At 61.4% G+C, this 18,482-nt stretch carries 17 protein-coding genes and 1 riboswitch; of the genes, 7 read left to right on the top strand and 10 right to left on the bottom strand.

Annotated features, from left to right (window positions below):
• Positions 1 to 25 precede the first annotated feature (25 nt).
• The 8 genes from NE852_RS19695 to NE852_RS19660 all read right to left on the bottom strand — a co-directional run bounded on the left by NE852_RS19695 (position 26) and on the right by NE852_RS19660 (position 7,494).
• Positions 26 to 790 carry a DUF4239 domain-containing protein gene (locus NE852_RS19695; RefSeq protein WP_258155971.1) on the bottom strand — a complete coding sequence of 255 codons (765 nt, stop codon included), beginning with the start codon at positions 788 to 790 and terminating at the stop codon, positions 26 to 28.
• A 165-nt stretch (positions 791 to 955) separates the two neighbouring features.
• Positions 956 to 2,086, bottom strand: a complete 1,131-nt coding sequence (locus NE852_RS19690; RefSeq protein ID WP_008536589.1) for a calcium:proton antiporter — start codon at positions 2,084 to 2,086, stop codon at positions 956 to 958.
• A 199-nt stretch (positions 2,087 to 2,285) separates the two neighbouring features.
• Positions 2,286 to 2,993: an SDR family NAD(P)-dependent oxidoreductase gene (locus NE852_RS19685; RefSeq protein WP_008536590.1), complete on the bottom strand. Its 708-nt coding sequence runs from the start codon at positions 2,991 to 2,993 to the stop codon at positions 2,286 to 2,288.
• Positions 2,994 to 3,169: 176 nt separating this feature from the next.
• Positions 3,170 to 3,520: a ribbon-helix-helix domain-containing protein gene (locus tag NE852_RS19680; RefSeq protein ID WP_008536591.1), complete on the bottom strand. Its 351-nt coding sequence runs from the start codon at positions 3,518 to 3,520 to the stop codon at positions 3,170 to 3,172.
• A gap of 24 nt (positions 3,521 to 3,544) precedes the next feature.
• Complete coding sequence (locus tag NE852_RS19675) at positions 3,545 to 4,141, bottom strand: DJ-1/PfpI family protein (protein ID WP_258155970.1); 597 nt, start codon at positions 4,139 to 4,141, stop codon at positions 3,545 to 3,547.
• Positions 4,142 to 4,253: 112 nt separating this feature from the next.
• Positions 4,254 to 4,646: a DUF779 domain-containing protein gene (locus NE852_RS19670; protein ID WP_008536592.1), complete on the bottom strand. Its 393-nt coding sequence runs from the start codon at positions 4,644 to 4,646 to the stop codon at positions 4,254 to 4,256.
• 213 nt (positions 4,647 to 4,859) lie between these two features.
• Positions 4,860 to 6,368, bottom strand: coding sequence for an aldehyde dehydrogenase (adh, locus tag NE852_RS19665; RefSeq protein WP_008536595.1), 1,509 nt, complete (start codon positions 6,366 to 6,368; stop codon positions 4,860 to 4,862).
• Between the two features lie 166 nt (positions 6,369 to 6,534).
• Positions 6,535 to 7,494, bottom strand: coding sequence for a helix-turn-helix domain-containing protein (locus tag NE852_RS19660; RefSeq protein ID WP_008536597.1), 960 nt, complete (start codon positions 7,492 to 7,494; stop codon positions 6,535 to 6,537).
• Positions 7,495 to 7,693: 199 nt separating this feature from the next.
• Here NE852_RS19660 and msrB point away from each other — a divergent pair, with 199 nt between their 5' ends.
• Complete coding sequence (gene msrB / locus NE852_RS19655) at positions 7,694 to 8,179, top strand: peptide-methionine (R)-S-oxide reductase MsrB (protein ID WP_008536598.1); 486 nt, start codon at positions 7,694 to 7,696, stop codon at positions 8,177 to 8,179.
• A 46-nt stretch (positions 8,180 to 8,225) separates the two neighbouring features.
• Here msrB and NE852_RS19650 read toward each other — a convergent pair whose 3' ends face one another.
• On the bottom strand, positions 8,226 to 9,434 hold the full coding sequence (locus NE852_RS19650; protein ID WP_008536600.1) for a TIGR03862 family flavoprotein: 1,209 nt from the start codon (positions 9,432 to 9,434) through the stop codon (positions 8,226 to 8,228).
• A 70-nt stretch (positions 9,435 to 9,504) separates the two neighbouring features.
• Positions 9,505 to 9,927 (bottom strand): helix-turn-helix domain-containing protein, encoded by a 423-nt coding sequence (locus tag NE852_RS19645; RefSeq protein WP_008536602.1) that lies wholly within the window; start codon positions 9,925 to 9,927, stop codon positions 9,505 to 9,507.
• 70 nt (positions 9,928 to 9,997) lie between these two features.
• Here NE852_RS19645 and NE852_RS19640 point away from each other — a divergent pair, with 70 nt between their 5' ends.
• The 6 genes from NE852_RS19640 (at position 9,998) to NE852_RS19615 (ending at position 18,474) form a co-directional block, all read left to right on the top strand.
• On the top strand, positions 9,998 to 12,310 hold the full coding sequence (locus NE852_RS19640) for a heavy metal translocating P-type ATPase (RefSeq protein WP_258155969.1): 2,313 nt from the start codon (positions 9,998 to 10,000) through the stop codon (positions 12,308 to 12,310).
• Positions 12,311 to 12,726: 416 nt separating this feature from the next.
• Positions 12,727 to 12,952: riboswitch (cobalamin riboswitch) on the top strand.
• 264 nt (positions 12,953 to 13,216) lie between these two features.
• Entirely contained in the window at positions 13,217 to 13,438 is a 222-nt protein-coding gene (gene nrdH, locus NE852_RS19635) for a glutaredoxin-like protein NrdH (protein ID WP_008536608.1), read from the top strand.
• Positions 13,439 to 13,451: 13 nt separating this feature from the next.
• On the top strand, positions 13,452 to 13,853 hold the full coding sequence (gene nrdI / locus NE852_RS19630) for a class Ib ribonucleoside-diphosphate reductase assembly flavoprotein NrdI (RefSeq protein ID WP_008536609.1): 402 nt from the start codon (positions 13,452 to 13,454) through the stop codon (positions 13,851 to 13,853).
• Entirely contained in the window at positions 13,832 to 16,000 is a 2,169-nt protein-coding gene (gene nrdE, locus NE852_RS19625; protein WP_258155968.1) for a class 1b ribonucleoside-diphosphate reductase subunit alpha, read from the top strand. Before nrdI ends, nrdE begins: the two co-directional genes overlap by 22 nt.
• Positions 16,001 to 16,173: 173 nt before the next feature.
• On the top strand, positions 16,174 to 17,148 hold the full coding sequence (nrdF, locus tag NE852_RS19620) for a class 1b ribonucleoside-diphosphate reductase subunit beta (protein WP_008536615.1): 975 nt from the start codon (positions 16,174 to 16,176) through the stop codon (positions 17,146 to 17,148).
• A 102-nt stretch (positions 17,149 to 17,250) separates the two neighbouring features.
• Entirely contained in the window at positions 17,251 to 18,474 is a 1,224-nt protein-coding gene (locus NE852_RS19615; protein WP_258155967.1) for an adenylate/guanylate cyclase domain-containing protein, read from the top strand.
• Positions 18,475 to 18,482: the final 8 nt, after the last annotated feature.

The following is an 18,482-nucleotide window of genomic DNA, read 5'->3' as shown; positions in this document are numbered from 1 at the left end:
GAACTGCCGAAGCACGGAGACGTCGCTACGGCTTTCCGAGCCGTTCGAGGGCGGATTGCAAAGGTGCCTCCGAAACGCGGACTAGTCCGACATAAGGATTGGCCATATCCGAGATCAGGAAGACTGCACCTGCGACGGATAGGGCACAAACGAACAGGATTGAGAGCACTGTTGGATTTACCGGCGCCTGCAGCCCGAAGGTGGAGAAAAGCAATCCGAGCCAACAGACGAGAACGGCGAGAAATGCCCAGGGCAAGCCCTCACGGCCGGATTCGACCAGCAGCCAATGGGTTTCGGCGACCATGCCGCTCACTTCAAGCGCGCGCGCCTGGAGAGACCGCTGCACGTCATCCCGCGGCGACAACGATCGAAGGTCGCCCTGAACCGCTTCGATATCTTGATATTCCCCCAGCGCCGTACCTGATGCCTCGTCGGTGGTCTCGGCCGTCCAACCGCGGCTCAACCGCTTCTCTATGAGTTCCCGCAGCAGCCGGCGCGCATCGTCGGTTTCCGGGCCGTAATGGGCCATGACGCGGTCCAATAGCAATATTCGCGCTGCGGCTGTTCTCATTTCCGCTTCGGCATTGTCGTAGCTCGATTTGGCGGATGCGATCAGCAGGCCGAGCGCTAGGGCAGACAGCGTTCCCACCACCGCGGTCGCGAGCCGGATAACGTCTTTGGATTCCGAATTGAGATGGTGATCCGGCAGGCGGGCGCGGACCATCATTCCTATCGACGTTGCCGCCGACAGAAAAACAAATACAAGCCCGCCAAGCAACAATGAGCTCAAGTCCGGCCTCCAGGTTGTCACGTCGATCCCGCAGGCGACGCTATTGCCTGCGGGATGAGTGACATTTTCCGGGATCATAGCGGAAGACGAACGAAGCGTGGAATCTTTACTTTTCTGTTCTTTAGCCGCGGCTGCAAGACAGCAGGAAGACATTTCCTGCGGGGGTCATTGCTGGAAAATGAGCAGCACGTAAGCCAGGAAAAGCACCAGATGGACCGCGCCTTGCATGAGATGCGTGCGGCCGCTGGCGAAGGTGATGATGCTGACGGCCAGCGTGAGCAGGAGCATCACCAGATCCCCATGTTCCAGGCCAAGCGTTACCGGGTGCCCGTAGAGACGGCTGATGACGAGCATTGCCGGCACCGTCAACCCGATCGTGGACAAGACCGAACCCAGGAAAATATTGATGGAGCGCTGCAGATTATTGGCGATGGATGCGCGCACGGCGCTGATCGCCTCGGGTGTTGCGACAAGGATGGCCATGACGACACCGCCGAACGCGGTCGGAGCACGCAGGGTTTCGATGATGTAGTCGATCGGCAGGGCAAGCTGTTCGACCAGAAAGACCACGGGACCCATGTAGGCGAAAAGCAGGACGGCATGAGGCCAGACCGGCCCACGAGGAGGGGCTTGATCGCTCTGATGCTCATGATGGTTGCTGTCGGCGGCGAAATATTCGTGATGACGACCGGCCTGAAGGAAGAGAAACGTGGTGTAAAGGCCGACCGATATCACGCCGAGTATCAGTTGCCGCGGAGCCGATGGATGTGGTCCGTCCGGGCCGGCAAGAAATGTCGGCATGACCAGGCTGAGCGTTGCCAGCGGTACGATGACCCCGAGATAGGCATTGGCGCCCTGAAGGTTGTGCTGCTGTTCCGGCCGCCGCCAGGCGCCGAGCAGCAACGACAGACCGACCATGCCGTTCAGGATGATCATGACGACCGCAAACAGGGTGTCGCGCGCCAACGTTGGGTTGTTCTCGCCATGAATCATGACGGCTGAGATTGCCATCACTTCGATCGAGGTGATGGCAAGCGTCAGAATGAGTGTGCCGTAAGGCTCTTTCAGCCGTTCGGCCAGACGATCGGCATGCCGAACGACCGACAAGGCGGAGCCGAGAACGACGGCAAACAGCCACCCGAAAACGACGATGAACCAAAACGGGTGGGAAAGCTGCCCGAAGAGCTGTTGCGGGAAGGCGATGAATATCAGGCTGGTTGCGATGCTGACGCCGAGGAACCATTCCCCGCGGAGGCTGGTTTCGCCGATACTTCGTACTGCCGGCCCGTCAGTCATGGGAACCGCCGCCAGGCAAATTTCGCCGCAATAGGATCATCAACGCCATCGTGTGCCCCAGCTCCCGCTGTCTTGCGTCCGCCGCATTAGGGACCGCGTGAAACGATTGCCCTCATGCGAAAGCCCCTCTCCGAGACTATCAAAACGACCGTACCTCACACCAGAGGCCCATCACCGGCTGGAAGGACGAATCCTTTCGCTATTCGCGGCCGGTCGCCGGGATTGCCGCGCCGGTGACGACGGCTGCGGCCGGCGAAATCAGAAAGGCGACGAGGCGGGCGATCGATTGCGGCGATACCCAGCCGTCCGTCTTCGCGTTGGGCATGGCTGCGCGATTCTCGGGCGTGTCGATCGTTCCTGGCAGGATGCAGTTGGCGGTGATGCGGTCGTCGCGGCATTCGGCCGCGATTGCTTCGGTCAATCGGATGACGGCGGCTTTCGATGCAGCATAAGCCGCCTGGTTTGCACCGGCCTTCAGGCCGGGCGCGGCGGCGATGTGAACGATGCGGCCGTAGCCGGCGGCTTTCATCGTCGGGAGAACCGCGGCGCTGATCGTCAGCGCGGTACGGGCGTTCGCCGTCATCATCATGTCCCATTGCGCAGGCGCCTCGGGCCCGACCGGCCCCATCCGGAAACCGCCGACGGTGTTGACCAATGCGCTGATGCCGCCGAAGCGCTTGACCGCCCGGGCGACGGCGGTGGCGCACGAGGCGTAATCGGTGAGCTCCGTTCCGGCGATCGATAAAAACTCGGTGGAGGGGGGAAGTTCGCCGGCCAAGGCTTCCAGCTCCTGGCTCGAACGGTTCATGCAGACGAGCTTCGCGCCTGATGCGGCCAGTTCGCGAACGACGGCGCTGCCGAGATTGCCGCCGGCTCCCGTGACGATCACGGCTTTCTGGTCGTTCATAGCTCGATCTCCTGGCTACGCCTGTCTTGTCGGCGCCCATGCATTTTTGATCCAGGCTGCCTGGCAGCGCAAGCCCAGCGCCGAAGACAAGATCGAGCATATTGCGGAACTGCCCGCGGAGCTATCTGCGGGCAGTGCCTTTCATCATCAGCCGATGGACCCGTCGGGCTGGCTCTTCAGTGATATTTCGCTCGCTCGCGGCCAAGGATTACAGGCGCGTCGAGGTCTGCGATCGGACGGGTAACATCCGCCGGGATGTCGCCGGTGAGCTGCAGGTCAAGATAGCGGGCGCAGCAGACCCGCAGGAAGGAGGTGAAGTTGCCGAGATCGTGGCCGGCATCGATCGATTCATGGTGCAGGCGGGTGATCAGCTGGACCACATTCATGCTGTCGCGCCGGGCGATTTCCTCCAGCTTCGACCAGAAGAAATTCTCAAGCCGGACGCTGGTGACCATGCCATCGATGCGCAGCGAGCGGGTGGTGCTTTCCCAAAGCCGCGCATCCGCCTTGATGAACAATTCGCACATGTCGTCCTCCCGATCTCGCCTTCCTCAGGCGGCGTTGCTTTCCAGCAGAGCTGCGGCATCGAGCACGGCCATGAACTGGCGCAGCCACGATGGATTTGCCGGCCAGGCCGGCGCCGTCACCAAGTTGCCGTCGGAGACCGCATCGGTGATTGCAATATCGGCGTAGATGCCGCCGGCAAGTTCGACTTCCGGTCGGCAGGCGGGATAGGCCGAGCAGGTCCGGCCCTTGAGCACGCCGGCGGCGGCAAGCAGTTGCGCGCCGTGGCAGATGGCGGCGACGGGTTTTCCGGCATCGAAGAAGTGCCGGACGGATTTGATGACGTCGGCATTCAGGCGCAGATATTCCGGTGCGCGGCCGCCGGGGATGACGAGAGCATCGTAATCTTCGGCGCGTATGCTGTCGAACGTGGCGTTCAGCGCGAAATTATGCCCCCGTTTTTCGGAGTAGGTCTGGTCGCCCTCGAAATCGTGAATGGCGGTGGCGACGCTCTCGCCCGCCTTCTTGCCCGGGCAGACGGCGTCGACCGTATAGCCGCAGGCAAGCAACGTCTGAAACGGAACCATCGTTTCGTAATCTTCGGTGAAGTCACCCGTGATCATCAGGATCTTTGAGGCTGGCATCGTATCCTCCTTTGAAACCAACGGACAGAGATTAACAAAGAGCGGCGGTCAGAAGGTACTATGGGAATACTACAGGTGAAAAACTACGCGCACGAGGTCTGTACGACCCGCATCAGACAGCCTTGACGGCCACATCCGGCACAGCGCAGGCCTCACCGCCGCCGAAGAGGCGGGAGCGGGTGAGGAAGCGTTTCTCGCGGCCGTTATCGAGCGAGAACATGCCGCCGCGGCCTGGCACGACATCGATGATCAACTGCGTATGCTTCCATGCCTCGAACTGGCTGGCGCTGATATAGACCGGCACGCCGCCGATTTCGCCGAGCTTGACGTCGCTGTCGCCGATCATGAATTCATCGGCAGGATAACACATAGGCGAGGAGCCGTCGCAGCAGCCCCCGGATTGGTGGAAGAGGATATCGGGGTGGTCACGCCGGATTTCCGTAATCAGATCGAGGGCTGCGTCGGTTGCGAGAACACGCGGTTCGCCGTTGACGGTGGTTTCCATTGTTCTTCCTCCAAGAGTTGGAGGGAATTCCCCTCCCCAACCCCTCCCCACAAGGGGGAGGGGCTATCGTGCCGCTCCGGCAATTTTCCTCGCCGAAGTCTCGGCAAGGAGATGCGCGAATTCCAAAGCAAGACAGTTCAGCGGGTTAAGCCCCTCCCCCTTGTGGGGAGGGGTTGGGGAGGGGTTTTGACCCCTCCCGCCAGGCTAAGCTTCTCAGAAGAAGCCTAGCGCCTTCGGGCTGTAGCTGACCAGCATGTTCTTGGTCTGCTGGTAATGCTCGAGCATCATCTTGTGGGTTTCACGGCCGATGCCGGACTGTTTGTAGCCGCCGAAGGCGGCATGGGCCGGGTAGGCGTGGTAGCAGTTGGTCCAGACGCGACCGGCCTGGATCTCGCGTCCGAAACGGTAGCAGCGGTTGGCGTCGCGGCTCCAGACGCCGGCGCCGAGGCCGTAGAGCGTGTCGTTGGCGATTTCGAGCGCTTCCTTCTCGGTCTTGAAGGTCGTGACCGAGACCACCGGTCCGAAGATTTCCTCCTGGAACACACGCATTTTGTTGTGCCCCTTGAAGACCGTCGGTTTGACGTAGTAGCCGTTGGCCAGTTCGCCGCCGAGATCGTTGCGAGAGCCGCCCGTCAATACTTCCGCGCCTTCCTGCTTGCCGATGTCGAGATAGGCGAGGATCTTTTCGAGCTGCTCGGTCGAGGCCTGGGCGCCGATCATTGTCGCGGTGTCGAGCGGATTGCCCTGCTTGATCGCCTCGACGCGTTTGACGGCCTTTTCCATGAAGCGGTCGTAGATCGATTCCTGGACGAGGGCGCGGCTCGGGCAGGTGCAGACTTCGCCCTGGTTCAAGGCAAACATCGCAAAGCCTTCGAGCGCCTTGTCGAAGAAGTCGTCGTCTTCGGCCATCACATCGGCGAAGAAGATGTTCGGTGACTTGCCGCCGAGTTCTAGTGTCACCGGAATAAGGTTCTGGCTGGCATATTGCATGATGAGCCGGCCGGTCGTCGTCTCGCCGGTGAAGGCGATCTTGGCGATGCGGGGGCTTGTTGCCAGCGGCTTGCCGGCCTCGATACCGAAGCCGTTGACGATGTTGAGTACGCCGGGCGGCAGGAGATCGCCGACGAGTTCGGCCCAGAGCAGGATCGATGCCGGGGTCTGCTCGGCGGGCTTCAGCACCACGCAGTTGCCGGCGGCAAGTGCCGGCGCCAGTTTCCAGGTCGCCATCAGGATGGGGAAGTTCCACGGAATGATCTGGCCGACGACGCCGAGCGGCTCGTGGAAGTGATAGGCGATGGTATCGTGGTCGATCTCGCCGATCGAACCTTCCTGGGCACGGATGCAGGAGGCGAAGTAGCGGAAATGGTCGATCGCCAGCGGAATGTCGGCGGCCATGGTTTCGCGGATCGGCTTGCCGTTGTCCCAGGTCTCGGCCTGGGCGAGCAATTCCAGCTTGTCCTCCATGCGCTGGGCGATCTTCATGAGGATGTTGGAGCGCTCGGCGGCGGAGGTGCGCCCCCATTTTTCCTTGGCCGCATGGGCGGCGTCGAGCGCCAGATTGATGTCCTTTTCATCGGAACGGGGAATGTCGCAGAGTTTGCCGCCGGTGACGGGCGTCAGGTTTTCGAAGTATTTGCCTTCGACCGGCTCGCGCCATTCGCCGCCGATGTAGTTGCCATATTTCAGCTTGAACGGTGACTCGACGACCTTTTGATGAAGCATGTCATCCTCCCTTGATGATCCAGGTTCCCAAGTGAACCAGTGGGAGGAAAATGTGCGCGTTTTGTCGAAGGGAACAGGGAGGCTCTTCGATACCGCAGCGCACAGTGTCGCAGACTTGCGACAGGATCGGCTTCCGATTGCCGCAACGGCGGAACCTTTGAGCCGATCAGTGCAGGTCGAGCTTCTTCATCTTCCGGTGCAGGGTGGCGCGGCTGATGCCGAGGGCTATCGCCGCCTGGGAGACGTTGCCGCCGGCGCGCGACAGCGCCCGCAGCAAGGCTGCCTTTTCCGCCTCGACCATCTCTTCCTGCTGCGAGACGCTCGCCTCGCGGAGAGCATCGGCGGCCGGGATGCCGGCGGCGATCCGCTTGTCGTCCAGCTGCAGCGCGATGCGGGCGGCACGCGTCGCCCCGAGCACGAGGTCATGACGGTCGACGGCAAGCAGGGCGGCGGCCGAATTGGCGCCGGCCGGAACCATCAGGAAGCGGGCGCTGGGAAAGGCTGAACGAAAGAGGTTAAGCTCGATGCGCATCGCCGCATCGCGGACGGTCTGCGTCAGGATTGCCAGGGTCATCTCGTTGACGTCTTCACGGCAGGTGGAGATGTCGAGGGCCGCGGCCAGCTGGCCACGGTGATCGCGGATCGGCGCCGTCGTGCAGCTGAGGCTGGTATTGGCGCAGAAGAAGTGCTGGTCGCGGAAGATGGCGACGGCGCGTTCATCGGCAAGCGCGGTGCCGATGCCGTTGGTGCCGATGCTTGCCTCGGTCCAGACGGAACCGGTCCAGAGGCCGAGTTCGCGGAATTCCTTGTCGTCGCCGGCCGCTCCCCGCCGCTCCAGCGCAATGCCATTCTTGTCAGTCAGAAGCAGGCAGCAGCCGGCCTTGCCGACGGTGGTGAAGAGGCGATCGAGTTCTTCCGTCGCGCTGGCGATCAGCTGCCCGGACTGTTCGCGGGCACGGCGGAATTCCTCATCGGTCAGGCGCAGCGGCGCCCGTTCGTCCTCGGGGGCGAGCTGGTGCATGGTCATGCATCGCCGCCAGGAGGCGACCACCGGAGAACTGGCCGCCGCGGAATCGCGCTGGGCAGAGGTGTAGACATGCTCTGCATGCGCTGATTGTTCGTGCATCTGCTCCTCCCACGGAACTTCAGCACAGTCTGATAGAAAAGCCGCTGGTTTGCAATCAGGTGGCGCGTGGCTGTTGTCAGTGTGCGGCGAAGGGCGCGGCATCACATTTCGGTGTTTGAGCGGTGAGAATGTAACAAAGACTTCTCCCGCCCGTATTTCCCTACAGAACAAGCCTTTGCCATATGGGGAGATCCCGATCATGCTGAACAGACGATTGTTGCTGATGACTACCGTTTTCGGGGCGCTTGCCCTTCGCTCTGGCCTGGCCGGCAAGGCGATCGCTGCCGAAACGTTTGCAGTGACCCACACCGATGAGGAATGGCGTAAGCTGCTGACGCCGGATCAGTTTGTCATCCTGCGTCAGGCTGGGACGGAAAGTCCCTTTACCAGCGCCCTGCTGCATGAGGAGCGGAAAGGAAATTTCGCCTGTGTCGGCTGCGACCAAAAGCTCTTTTCTTCGGCAACGAAATTCGATAGCGGCACCGGCTGGCCGAGCTTTTGGGCACCGCTCGACCATGCCGTTGGCACCACGAACGACACCACTTTCGGGATGGCGCGCACAGCGGTCCATTGTAGCCGCTGTGGCGGCCATCTCGGCCACGTCTTCGACGATGGTCCGAAGCCAACCGGACTTCGCTACTGCATGAACGGCCTTGTCCTGACATTTCATCCAGCCTCGGCCTGATTGAAGCAAGTTCTTGTTTGCTGTTCAGGGCTGCGAGCGCCAGCGCCTATCCGTGCAGCCACGCATCGATGCCGCGCGCGGCGGCGCGGCCGGTCGCCAGGCAGGCCGTGAGGAGGTAACCGCCGGTCGGCGCCTCCCAATCGAGCATCTCGCCGGCGGCGAAGACGCCCGGCAGAGCCTTCAACATGAAGCTCTCGTCGATGCCGCTCCAGCGGATGCCGCCGGCAGACGAGATTGCCTCGCCGATGGGCCGCGTGTCGAGAACAGGCACGGGCAGGGCCTTGATGATGCCGGCGAGCCGCCCGGGATCGGTCCGCTCGCGTTCGGGCACGAGTTCCCGCAACAAAGCCGCCTTGACGCCGTCAAGACCGGCGCCCTTGCGCAGGCGGTTTGAAAAGCTCGATTTGGCGCCCTGCCGCGCAAGGTCGCGCGCCAGCCTTTCGATCGGCCGGCCCGGTGCAAGGTCGAGCGTCAGGACGGCACTGTCATCGCTCCGTAACCGGTCGCGCAACGCGGCTGCATGAGAGTAAACAAGGCTGCCCTCGATGCCGCTTTTTGTAATGACGAATTCGCCGGGAAGCGTGCCGGCCTCGGAGGCGGCGGTGACCGACTTCACCGGTTCGCCGGCGAAACGCTCGCTGAAGCTTGCGCTCCAGCCGACGATGAAGCCGCAATTGGCGGGCTGGAAGGCGTCGATCTCGACGCCCCTCTCCGAGAGTAGGGGCAACCAACCGGCATCGGAGCCGAGGCGCGGCCAGCTTGCGCCGCCGAGCGCCAGCAGGGCAGCATCGCAATGGACTGTGACGCGTCCCTCCGGCGTTTCGAAAACATAGCCCCCTTCGGCAAAGCCGGTCCAGCGATGGCGGGTGCGCAATGTAACGCCTTGGTTTTCCAGCCGCCGGAGCCAGGCGCGCAGCAGCGGAGAGGCCTTCATCACCTTCGGGAAAACCCGGCCAGAGGAACCGACGAAGGTCTCGGTCCCGAGCCCTGCAGCCCAATCCCTGACATCAGCGGGCGTGAAGGCATCGAGGGCCGGGCGCAGATGGGCGGAAGCCGTGCCGAAGCGCGTGGCGAAACGGGCATAGTCCTCGGAATGCGTGATGTTGAGACCCGATTTGCCGGCCAGCAGGAACTTGCGGGCGAAGGTCGGCATGGCGTCATAGACGGTCACCGCATGGCCGGAGAGCGAAAGCAGTTCGGCGGCCGCAAGGCCTGCCGGGCCGCCACCGATGATGGCAATCCGCTTCTGGTTCATGGGTGCCTCGCGCGATTCTGTCTCAGGCAGTTTTGGTGCGGGCGCGGGTCACCTTCAATGGCGCAAGCCGTCAATGGTGCGAATGCCTGCACTGGCCGTGGTCGGCGAGGACTTCGATGACGCGGCATTGGTCGACGCGGCCATGGCCGCAGCCTTCCACCATGGTTTCCAGCTCGGCTTTTAGCGCCATCAGGCTGCGGATGCGCTGCTCGACCTCGACGAGGCGGGCCTTGGCGATGGCGTCGGCCGAGGCACAGGACTGGTTCGGATCGTCCTGCAGGGTCAGCAGCGTGCGGATCGCCTCGATCTCGAAGCCGAGCTCGCGGGCATGACGGATAAAGGCGAGGCGGCTGATGTCGGCGGGCTCGAAGGAGCGCTGGTTGCCTTCGCTGCGGTTCGGCGCCGCAAGCAGGCCGATGCTCTCGTAATAACGCACCGTCGGCACCTTCACGCCGCTTTGGCGCGCAGCTTCACCAATCGTAATCTTTTTCATTATTTTTCTCTTGCACCTCTAGTCGCTAGAGGATGTAGGAGAGATGCTTCTGTTTGGCAAGGAAGCGACGATGGCTGAAACGAGCGAGACGCGATACCGGGTCGGCGGCATGGACTGCGCCGCCTGTGCAACCAAGATCGACACGGCGGTCCGGCGCGTGGCTGGTGTTGCCGATGTTTCCGTCTCGGTGATGGCGGGCACGATGACCGTCCGGCATGACGGCAGCAGTGACCTCAAGGCGATCGAGAAGAGGGTGACGGGGCTCGGCTATTCAGTCGCGCCGCTTGCCGCAGGTGCGGCGCCTGCGCATGAACACGGCACGCATGACCATCACGACCATGACCATGGGCACGATCACGCGGGCCACGACCACGATCACGGCGATCATGCGGGCCATGATCACGATCACGAAGGTCATGATCACGACCATGCCGGCCATGACCATGATCATGGGGATCACGACCACGCTCATGGTGAAAAGGAAATCGAGGGCCTGCACGGGCACGACCACGCGCCGATGTCCGGCCCCTGGTGGCAGAGCAAGAAGGGGCGGCTGACCATCCTTTCCGGTGCAGCGCTCGTTGCCGCCTATGCCGCCGGCCATCTCGTGCCGGCAATCGCCCCCTATGCCTTCATCGTCGCCATGCTGGTCGGTCTCGTGCCGATCGCGCGGCGTGCGGTCATGGCGGCCCTATCGGGCACACCGTTTTCGATCGAGATGCTGATGACGATCGCCGCTGTCGGCGCCGTCATCATCAATGCCGGTGAGGAAGCGGCAACCGTCGTGTTCCTGTTCCTTGTCGGCGAGATGCTGGAGGGTGTGGCTGCGGGCAAGGCGCGCGAAAGCATCCAGTCGCTGACGACGCTGGTGCCGAAGAATGCGCTGCTTGAAGACAATGGGCAGACGCGGGAAGTGCCTGCGGAGAGCCTCGCCGTCGGTGCGATCATCATGGTTCGCCCCGGCGACCGCATCTCGGCAGACGGCGTCATTGTATCAGGCGAGAGCGCGATCGACGAGGCTCCGGTGACGGGCGAAAGCACGCCGGTGCGCAAGGGCGTGGATGCCGTCGTCTTCGCCGGCACGGTCAATGGCGATGCGGTGCTCAGGGTTCGCGTCACGGCGGCCGCCGCCGACAATACCATCGCCCGCGTCGTCAAGTTGGTGGAGGAAGCGCAGGAATCGAAGGCGCCGACGGAGCGCTTCATCGATCGGTTCTCACGCTATTATACGCCGGGCGTGGTGGTTGTCGCAGCCCTCGTTGCGGTCGTTCCGCCGCTGTTTTTCGGCGGTTCATGGAGCGAATGGATCTACAAGGGGCTGGCGCTCCTCTTGATCGGCTGCCCTTGCGCCCTCGTCATCTCGACGCCGGCGGCGATCGCTGCTTCGCTGTCGGCCGGCGCCCGGCGCGGGCTCTTGATGAAGGGCGGCGCGGTCTTGGAAACGCTCGGCAAGGTGACGATGGTCGCCTTCGACAAGACGGGTACGCTGACGGCAGGCAAACCTCAGGTGACCGACATCGTTTCCTTCGGCTTGAGCGAAGCGCAGGTCCTGTCGCGCGCGGCGGTGCTGGAGCAAGGTTCCAGCCATCCGCTGGCGCTGGCAATCCTCAATCGCGCCAAGGCCGGCGGCGTTCCCGTGCCGCCGGCCTTCGAGCTGGAGGCGCTGCCGGGCAAGGGCGTCACCGGCAAAGTCGGGGGCGAGACCCTGGATCTGCTGTCGCCGTCCGCAACTCGCGAGCGCGGGGCGCTCGATGGAGAGCAGGATGGGCGCATCACGGCGCTGAATGACGAAGGCAAGAGCGTATCGGTGCTGCTCGTCAATGGCGCAGCCGCGGGCCTGATCGCCATGCGCGACGAGCCGCGCGAGGATGCCGGGGCTGGACTTTCCGCGCTCAAATCGGCAGGCGTGAAGGCAATGATGCTGACGGGCGACAACAAACGCACGGCGGCGGCCGTTGCCGGCATGCTCGGCATCGACTGGCGCGGCGAGATGATGCCGGAGGACAAACAGCGGGTCGTCGGCGAATTGAAGCGTGAAGGCTTCACCGTCGCCAAGGTGGGCGACGGCATCAACGACGCGCCGGCGCTGGCGGCGGCCGATATCGGCATCGCCATGGGCGGCGGCACGGATGTGGCGCTGGAGACGGCGGATGCCGCCGTGCTGCACGGGCGCGTCGGGGACGTGGCGCGGATGATCGCGCTTTCCAAGCGGACCATGCGCAACATCCTGCAGAACATCACAATCGCGCTCGGCCTGAAGGCGGTCTTCCTCGTGACGACGATCGCCGGCATTACCGGGCTCTGGCCGGCAATCCTCGCCGATACCGGCGCCACCGTGCTGGTGACGATCAATGCGCTCAGGCTGCTTCGCTTAAAGGGATGAATTTTTCCCGAATGGCGATGTAAAGACCACCGATTTGGGCGCGATCGAGAATCCAAACCGCGGAGCGGGCCATCGCTTAGGCCGGCTCTCAGTTTGTCGACAAGGTCTCTCCGTCATGCTCGGCCTTGTGCCGAGCATCTGACCGCTGTAATTGTTTGACAAGAAACCATTTATTTTCAGGTGCTTAATTGAGCGGCGCAGATCCTCGGCACAAGGCCGAGGATGACGTTGCGAGTTTTGCATGGCTTGTCCCAGCCTGGGAGTTGGCGACAGGCCGGGTCTCTTTATCGGACCCTTCTCTACAGCGTCTTTTCGTTAAGCCTTCGTTATCCCTGTTTTTCACAGGAATGCAGTGATTTCAAACCTCCCGTAACGCGATGCACAAACCATCCGTTGACGCGAATTGGGATTCGCGTACTATATCTAGTGTTTGAGGTTCCTTCGATTCGTGAGGATCGGGGGCTAAGATGGGAATACGGTGCGCTTCGCCATTACGGCGCGGCAATGCCGGAGCTGCCCCCGCAACTGTGAGCGGCGAGCAACTGTCCGATTTCAGGTCACTGGAGCATGAGGTTCCGGGAAGGCTGGGCAGGGTGCTTCGACCCGTGAGCCAGGAGACCTGCCTCGAACGAAACGTCCACGGGCGGGGTGTCCGGAAGGTCGCGTGCATGAAGACGGAATCTATCCGTGCCTGTTGCACTGCCCCCGAACATCCGCATGAGCACTTCGGGGTTTGAAGTCATGTCGAGAACATCAAGGCCGCCACCCGCGCACATCCTGCGAGGGATGCTATTGGGCGTTTAAAGCGCCAACTTTGCCAGATCATTATCAAACTTTGCCCCGGACGCCGCATGGCGCCCGATCCCAGTCCTGCGTCCTGAATTCATTGACATCACGAGGAACATGATGAGCGTTACCGTTTACAGCAAGCCTGCCTGCGTTCAGTGCACCGCCACCTATCGCGCCCTGGATCGCCTGGGGGTAGACTATGACATCGTCGATATTTCCCAGGACACCGAGGCGCTCGATCGCGTGCGCGGCATGGGCTACATGCAGGTTCCGGTCGTCGTTGCCGGCGAGAACCACTGGGCGGGCTTCCGTCCCGATATGATCAGCGCGCTCTCCTGATCGGAGAAGAGCGGTGGGGCTGATCGTCTATTATTCCAGCCGATCCGGGAATACCCATCGTTTCGTCGAGAAGCTGGGATTGCGCGCGGCGCGCATTCCCCTCAGCGCTGAAGATATCCACATTCGCGAACCCTACGTGCTGATCTCGCCTACTTATTGCGGGGACGGCGGTAAAGGGGCCGTGCCCAAGCAGGTGATCCGTTTCCTCAATGATGCGGAAAACCGCTCCAACATCCGGGGCGTGATCGCCGCGGGCAACAGCAATTTCGGCGAGACCTACGGGCTTGCCGGCGATGTCATCTCGAAGAAGTGCCAGGTGCCGTACCTCTACAGGTTCGAGCTCCTGGGAACCTCCGAGGATGTCGCCAATGTCAAAGATGGGATGGGACGATTTTGGACACGGGAACAAATTTGACGCGGGATGTGGGCGCAAAGCCGCTGAAGGCTGCGGAAACGCTCGATTATCACGCGCTGAACGCGATGCTGAACCTCTATGACGACGAGGGCAAGATCCAGCTCGACAAAGACCGAATGGCGGCCAAGCAGTATTTTCTGCAGCATGTGAACCAGAACACGGTGTTCTTCCATAACCTCAGGGAGAAGCTCGATTATCTGGTCACTGAAGGCTATTACGAGCAGGAAGTGCTCGACCAGTATTCCTTCAATTTCGTCCGTGACCTGTTCGACCAGGCCTATGCCAGGAAATTCCGGTTCCCCACGTTTCTCGGCGCCTTCAAATATTACACCAGCTACACGCTGAAAACCTTCGACGGGAAGCGCTATCTGGAGCGCTACGAAGACCGCATCTGCATGGTGGCACTGACTTTGGCCCGCGGCGACGAGACCCTTGCCCGCGACATGGTCGATGAGATCATTTCCGGCCGGTTCCAGCCGGCGACGCCGACTTTTTTGAATGCCGGCAAGAAGCAGCGCGGCGAGCTCGTCTCCTGCTTCCTTTTGCGTGTCGAGGACAATATGGAATCGATCGGCCGGTCGATCAATTCGGCGCTGCAACTGTCGAAGCGCGGCGGCGGCGTGGCGCTGTCGCTGACGAATATTCGCGAAGCCGGCGCGCCGATCAAACAGATCGAGAACCAATCCTCCGGCATCATACCCATCATGAAGCTGCTCGAAGACTCGTTCTCCTATGCCAACCAGCTCGGCGCGCGCCAGGGCGCGGGCGCGGTCTATCTCCACGCCCATCACCCCGACATCATGCGCTTCCTCGATACCAAGCGCGAAAATGCCGACGAGAAGATCCGCATCAAGACGCTGTCGCTCGGCGTCGTCGTGCCCGACATCACCTTCGAACTCGCCAAAAACAATGAGGATATGTACCTCTTCTCGCCCTACGACGTGGAGCGCGTCTACGGCGCGCCGTTCACCGAAATCTCGGTGACGGAGAAGTACCGTGAGATGGTGGCGGATGCCCGCATCTCCAAGAAGAAGATCAAGGCACGCGAATTCTTTCAGGTGATCGCCGAGATCCAGTTCGAGAGCGGTTATCCCTACATCATGTTCGAGGACACGGTGAACCGGGCGAACCCGGTCGCCGGGCGCATCTCCATGAGCAATCTCTGCTCGGAGATCCTGCAGGTGAGCGAGGCGAGCGAATACAATGACGACCTCTCCTACCAGACGATGGGCAAGGATATTTCCTGCAATCTTGGCTCTCTGAACATCGCGGCGGCGATGGATTCCGCCGATTTCGGCAAGACGATCGAAACCTCGATCCGGGCGCTGACGGCAGTTTCCGACATGAGCCACATCTCCTCGGTGCCTTCGATCGAAAAGGGCAATGACGAGAGCCATGCGATCGGCCTCGGACAGATGAACCTGCACGGCTATCTCGCCCGCGAGCGCATCTTTTATGGCTCCGAGGAAGGCGTCGATTTCACGAATATCTATTTCTATGCGGTGACCTATCACGCGATCCGCGCTTCGAACCTGCTGGCGGTCGAGCGGGGCACGAGCTTCAAGGGCTTCGAAAATTCGAAATATGCCTCCGGCGACTATTTCGACAAATATATCGAGCAGGAATGGAAGCCGGCGACGGAGAAGGTTCGCGCAATTTTCGACGATGCCGGCATCCACATTCCGACGCAGGAAGACTGGGCGGCGCTCAAGAAAACGGTGATGGCTTCCGGTCTCTATAACCAGAACCTGCAGGCGGTGCCGCCGACAGGGTCGATCTCCTACATCAACCACTCCACCTCCTCGATCCATCCGATCGTCTCGAAGATCGAGATCCGCAAGGAAGGCAAGATCGGCCGCGTCTATTACCCGGCGCCGTTCATGACCAACGACAATCTCGATTATTACCAGGACGCCTATGAGATCGGGGCGGAGAAGATCATCGACACCTACGCGGCGGCGACCCAGCATGTCGACCAGGGCCTGTCGCTGACCTTGTTCTTCCGCGACACCGCAACCACGCGCGACATCAACAAGGCGCAGATTTACGCCTGGAAGAAGGGCATCAAGACGATCTATTACATTCGCCTTCGCCAGATGGCGCTGTCCGGCACGGAGGTGCAGGGCTGCGTTTCCTGCACGCTGTGAATTGATTTCGGCCGCGAGCCGTTGAGCAAATGGCCCCCTCATTCGCCTGCCGGCACCTTCTCCCCGATGGGGAGAAGACATTTGCGGCAGACGCGACATCCCCTCTCCCCTCGGGGAGAGGGCGGGGTGAGGGGGCTCCGAGCGCAATCAGATATTGGAAGGACTTAATCACCATGAACATCGCCGTAAAGCCAATCAGCCGCGTGCGCGCCATCAACTGGAACCGCATCGAGGACGACAAGGATCTCGAAGTCTGGAACCGTCTCACCGGCAATTTCTGGCTGCCGGAAAAAGTGCCGCTTTCCAACGACATTCCCTCATGGGCAACGCTGACGCCGGCAGAGCAGCAGCTGACGATCCGCGTGTTCACCGGATTGACGTTGCTCGACACGATCCAGAACGGCGTCGGCGCCATTAGGTTGATGGAAGATGCCGCGACGCCGCACGAGGAGGCGGTGCTTTCCAACGTCTCCTTCATGGAGGCGGTGCATGCCCGCTCCTATTCCTCGATCTTCTCGACGCTGTGCTCGACACCCGATGTCGACGACGCCTATCGCTGGTCTGAGGAAAACGAGTTCCTGCAGCGCAAATCGGCGCTGATCATGGAGCAATATGCTTCAGGCGACCCTTTGAAAAAGAAGGTCGCGAGCGTCTTCCTCGAAAGCTTCCTGTTCTATTCCGGCTTCTACCTACCGATGTACTGGTCGAGCCGCGCCAAGCTCACCAATACGGCCGATATGATCCGGCTGATCATCCGCGACGAGGCCGTGCACGGTTATTATATCGGCTACAAATTCCAGCGTGGGCTGGAGCGACTTGGCAATGAGCGGAAACAGGAGATCAAGGACTTCGCCTTCGACCTGCTGCTTGAGCTCTATGACAATGAGGCAAGATATACCGAAGCTCTCTATGACGGCGTCGGGCTGACCGAGGACGTCAAGAAATTCCTGCATTACAACGCCAACAAGGCGCTGATGAACCTCGGCTATGAAGCGCTCTTCCCGGCCGAGGCCTGCAAGGTCAATCCGGCGATCCTGTCGGCACTGTCGCCGAATGCCGACGAGAACCACGACTTCTTCTCCGGTTCGGGTTCCTCCTATGTCATCGGCAAGGCGGTCGCGACCGAGGACGAGGACTGGGATTTCTGAGACTTAATTTCAGCTTCCCCTTATCATTTGCCTCTTCATCGACCACATTCAGCGAAACTGGATTCGGTACTCGCCGAAAGTGTGGTTTAGCGGGAGTTTCTGATGTCGTCTTTTCTGAACAAGGCCAAAGCTGCCGTTGAAACGGACGAGGGCATCTGGCCGGTCCGTCGGAGGCGGATTCTCGACTGGCTGGTGAACGAGACGCGCGACGAGCGCTTCATCGACAACATCCTGGTGGAAATGTGCGGGAAGCTGATGGCGGCAGGGGTGCCGGTCGCCCGCGCGACTTTGCATTTCAGGACGAACCATCCGCAATGGATCGGCGCCCGTATCCTCTGGAAGGAGGGCCTGACGGAGGCGAAGATCAACACATTCGCCTATGGTATCGAAAATACACCGGAGTTCCTGACGAGTCCGATCAATGCGATCCATCAGGGTGCCGAAGAGATCCGCAGACAGCTGGAAAGCATAGCCGACGGCGACGCGGATTCATTCTACCGGGAACTGCGCGACGATGGCCTCACCGAATATATCGCCTGGCCGGTTGAACACACGTTCGGCAAACGGCACGTCGTGACATTTTCCACCAGCCGGCCGGGCGGTTTTACGAATGAGCACGTCGATTTCCTGCGCGATCTCTTGCCGGCGCTGACGCTCGTCAGCGAGATCAGGCTGAAAAACATCATGGCGCGCACGCTGCTGCAGACCTATGTGGGGCCGCATGCGAGCGAGCAGATCCTGTCGGGGGTCACGACGCGCGGCAGCGGCGCGACCGTCGGCGCGGCCATCATGATCTGCGATCTGCGCGACTTTACGGCGATCTCGGATCTCTGGCCCCGCGACGATGTCATCCATCTGCTGAACGATTATTTCGATGCCATATCGGACCCGATCGAACGCTATGGCGGTGAGATCCTGAAGTTCATGGGCGACGGATTGCTGGCAATCTTCCCGCTGACCAAGGAAACGGCCTGCACCGATCTGTTGCAGGCGATCCGCGAAGGGCAGGAGTCGATGGCGCAACTGAACCGGCAGCATGAGGGTAACGGACGCGAACCGCTGCGCTACGGCGTCGGCGTGCATGTCGGCGACGTCATGTACGGCAATATCGGCTCGCGCCGGCGGCTGGATTTCACCGTCATCGGCCCGGCGGTCAATATCGCCTCGCGGCTGGAAAGCCTGACCAAGGAGGTCAAGCGTCCGGTGCTCCTGTCGCGGGCCTTCGTTGAAATGGCGGGTTGCGCGAAAGACATGGACGAGCTCGGCACCTTCTCCCTGCGCGGGCTGGGCGAACCCGTCGATGTCTTTGCTTTTCAGGAGCGCTAGGCTTCCCA

The sequence above is a fragment of the Rhizobium sp. Pop5 genome (assembly GCF_024721175.1).
Taxonomy (GTDB): Bacteria; Pseudomonadota; Alphaproteobacteria; order Rhizobiales; family Rhizobiaceae; genus Rhizobium.
Note: the sequence above shows the minus strand (reverse complement) of the source record. Positions and strands in the feature narration are given on the sequence as shown.

What these genes read in the sequence shown, in the direction of transcription:
- NE852_RS19675 (WP_258155970.1), bottom strand. Translation starts at nt 4,141, where the DNA reads ATGCCAGCCTCAAAGATCCTGATGATCACGGGTGACTTCACCGAAGAT.
- NE852_RS19690 (WP_008536589.1), bottom strand. Translation starts at nt 2,086, where the DNA reads ATGACTGACGGGCCGGCAGTACGAAGTATCGGCGAAACCAGCCTCCGC.
- adh (WP_008536595.1), bottom strand. Translation starts at nt 6,368, where the DNA reads ATGCTTCATCAAAAGGTCGTCGAGTCACCGTTCAAGCTGAAATATGGC.
- NE852_RS19680 (WP_008536591.1), bottom strand. Translation starts at nt 3,520, where the DNA reads ATGTGCGAATTGTTCATCAAGGCGGATGCGCGGCTTTGGGAAAGCACC.
- NE852_RS19615 (WP_258155967.1), top strand. Translation starts at nt 17,251, where the DNA reads ATGTCGTCTTTTCTGAACAAGGCCAAAGCTGCCGTTGAAACGGACGAG.
- nrdH (WP_008536608.1), top strand. Translation starts at nt 13,217, where the DNA reads ATGAGCGTTACCGTTTACAGCAAGCCTGCCTGCGTTCAGTGCACCGCC.
- NE852_RS19645 (WP_008536602.1), bottom strand. Translation starts at nt 9,927, where the DNA reads ATGAAAAAGATTACGATTGGTGAAGCTGCGCGCCAAAGCGGCGTGAAG.
- NE852_RS19685 (WP_008536590.1), bottom strand. Translation starts at nt 2,993, where the DNA reads ATGAACGACCAGAAAGCCGTGATCGTCACGGGAGCCGGCGGCAATCTC.
- NE852_RS19670 (WP_008536592.1), bottom strand. Translation starts at nt 4,646, where the DNA reads ATGGAAACCACCGTCAACGGCGAACCGCGTGTTCTCGCAACCGACGCA.
- NE852_RS19640 (WP_258155969.1), top strand. Translation starts at nt 9,998, where the DNA reads ATGGCTGAAACGAGCGAGACGCGATACCGGGTCGGCGGCATGGACTGC.
- nrdF (WP_008536615.1), top strand. Translation starts at nt 16,174, where the DNA reads ATGAACATCGCCGTAAAGCCAATCAGCCGCGTGCGCGCCATCAACTGG.
- NE852_RS19660 (WP_008536597.1), bottom strand. Translation starts at nt 7,494, where the DNA reads ATGCACGAACAATCAGCGCATGCAGAGCATGTCTACACCTCTGCCCAG.
- msrB (WP_008536598.1), top strand. Translation starts at nt 7,694, where the DNA reads ATGCTGAACAGACGATTGTTGCTGATGACTACCGTTTTCGGGGCGCTT.
- NE852_RS19650 (WP_008536600.1), bottom strand. Translation starts at nt 9,434, where the DNA reads ATGAACCAGAAGCGGATTGCCATCATCGGTGGCGGCCCGGCAGGCCTT.